Annotated in this window: 2 protein-coding genes; both read right to left on the bottom strand. The window is 69.3% G+C overall.

Annotated features, from left to right (window positions below; all coding sequences use genetic code 11):
- The coding region (locus tag AC1D00_RS38245) for an ABC transporter ATP-binding protein (protein WP_477014240.1) at positions 1–567 on the bottom strand (567 nt) is incomplete at its 3' end.
- A 30-nt stretch (positions 568–597) separates the two neighbouring features.
- Positions 598–2084 (bottom strand): glycerol-3-phosphate dehydrogenase (locus AC1D00_RS38250; protein ID WP_477014239.1); only part of this gene is annotated, 1487 nt, incomplete at its 5' end.

Below are 2084 nucleotides of genomic sequence, written 5' to 3' on the forward strand. Positions count from 1 at the left end.
GTCCAGCGCTGCGAGGGGCTCGTCGAGCAGCAGCAGTTGCGGGCGACGTGCCAAAGCGCGGGCCAGCGCCACGCGCTGGCGCTGGCCGCCGGAGAGCTGGTCGGGCTTGCGCTTCTCGAGCCCCTCGAGCTTCACCAGCGCGACCATCTCCGCGACGCGCGTGGCGATGTCGGCACGCGCCATGCCGGCACGCTTCAGGCCGAAGGCGATGTTGTCGCGCACCGACAGATGTGGAAACAGCGCGTAGTTCTGGAACATGATGTTGATCGGGCGCTCGTGCGGCAGCGCCTGCGCGATGTCCTTGCCGCCGAGCAGGATGCGCCCCTCGTCCGGCGCCTCGAAGCCGGCGAGCATGCGCAGAAGCGTGGTCTTGCCGCAGCCGCTCGGGCCAAGCAGGGCAAAGAACTCGCCGGCCTTGATGTCGAGTGACACGCCGTCCACGGCCCGGAACGTCCCGAACGTCTTGGCGACGCCCTCGATGCGCAGCAACGGCTGACCCGCTACGGGAAATGCATCTCCGGCGGCCGTATCGGCCGCGACGTCCGTTCCGGGCAACTCTTCCGCCATGGTCCCTGCCAACCCCGATTCCGCAGCACGCTARCGGCCGATCGGCCTTTGCTCAACCGGTTCGGGGCGATCGTTCACATCCGCCATGAACGCGGCCAGCGCGTCGCGGTCCGCTGCCGGCATGGTCAGACCGAGCTTGGAGCGGCGCCACAAGACGTCCTCGGGGAAGCGCGCCCATTCGTGGCCCATCAGATAGCGCACCTCAGCGCCGGTCAGTTCGGGGCCGAAGGCGGGACCGAGTTCGTCACGGCTCTTTGCCTCGCCGAGCACCATCGGCAGTCGCGAGCCATAGGCCGCGACCAGGCGCAGGGCCTCCGGATCCGAGAGAAAGCGCCAGCGGTCGCGCGCGAGGTCGACTTCAGTATCGAAACGGTCCCAGGCGAAATCGCCGCCGGGCAGCGCCGCCCCGGCAGTCCAGCGCGGCGACATCGGATAGAACGGCGTCAGCCGTGTCACCGCCCGCTCCGCACGCAGGCGCGAGGTGGTGACATCACCGCCGAACAGCGTGATCAGCGGTGCCTTGCGCCGGCGCGCATGGAACAGCGTCGTGCCGTCGCGTCCCCGCGCGGACGCCAGCGTCAGGTTGACGCCCGAGACCGTGCGGACCACGTCGGTCGGGGCGACGCGCTCGCGGAAATAGCGGCTGGCCGCTTCGCAGAGATAGCTGACGTCGGCGCCCGCCATCGCGACGATCGCGGGATCTCCGGTGAAAGCATGCGTGACCGTGCCGATCAGCGTGAAGTCGCGCGCGAGGGGCCGCGCGAAGATCAGCCGTCCATCATTGTTCTGGAAGACGTAGACGTTCCCGGAATCGAACAGCCGCGGCACGATGATCTGGCTCATCTGCATGGCGGCCATGGCGGGCAGCGGCTGTCGCAGCACGGTGTCCGCCACCATCGACGTCCAACCGCCGGTGGCGTTGGCCAGCGCCCGCGCCGTGATAGCGCGGCGGTGGCCGCGATCGACCACCGCAAGGCGCCATGTGTCGGTTCTGTCAGCGCGGACGCAGCGCGCGCCGGTCCGGATCGTGGCACCACGTTCGGCGGCATCCAGCGCCGTGAGCACCACCAGGCGGCAATCATCGACGACGCAGTCAGAATATTCGAACGCCGTGCCGAACGGGCGCTTCAGTGCGTTGCCGACCGGATGATGCGTGATGTCGAGGGTCGCTGATGGCGGCAGGCCACTTCGGTTCGTGAGGCCGTCATAAACATACAGGCCGGCCCGCAGCAGCCATGGCGGACGCTCCTCGGAATGAGCGGGGATCACGAAACGCATCGGCCGGACCAGATGCGGCGCGATCCGGAGCCAGGTGCGGCGCTCGGCCAGCGCCCGGCGCACCCGCCAGAACCCGCGGCGCTCCAGCACCGACAGATCGCCATGGATCAGCCGCGGCGTCGCCGACGAGGCGGCACCGCCGAGATCGCCCTGCTCGAACAGAATGACCCGCAGKCCGCGGCCGACCGCATCACGCGCGAGGCTGACACCGTTCAGGCCGCCGCCGATGATCGCAAGGT

The sequence above is a fragment of the Bradyrhizobium sp. P2_E8 genome (genome assembly GCF_056403875.1).